The organism is Micrococcus sp. GbtcB5 (genome assembly GCF_019091605.1).
GTDB classification, from domain to species: Bacteria; Actinomycetota; Actinomycetes; order Actinomycetales; family Micrococcaceae; genus Micrococcus; species Micrococcus luteus.
The window spans coordinates 1-239 of the sequence record NZ_JAGXJK010000436.1; the positions used below are offsets into that span (position 1 = coordinate 1).

At 71.5% G+C, this 239-nt stretch carries 1 protein-coding gene; it reads right to left on the reverse strand.

What is annotated here, in order from left to right; translation table 11 throughout:
- Nucleotides 1–239 (reverse strand): helix-turn-helix domain-containing protein (locus KVS67_RS13030; protein ID WP_217565554.1); only part of this gene is annotated, 239 nt, incomplete at both ends.

Below are 239 nucleotides of genomic sequence, written 5' to 3' on the forward strand. Positions count from 1 at the left end.
TTGCCCCCCCGGGGGCCCACCCCGACGCCCACGCCAAAGGGTGGCTCGATCCCGTTCTGGATGCGTCCAGCCAAGCGGTCTGCGTCCACAGGGCCGCCGTGGTCCCCCGTCGCCCCGACGCCGGTGCCGTCGTCGTCGACACCGACGAGGATCAGGCCCCCGGTCCCGTTCGCCATGCAGACGACGGCCTGGTAGAGGTCGACCTTCCCCAGCCGTCGCTTGAACTCGACGTCCAGGGT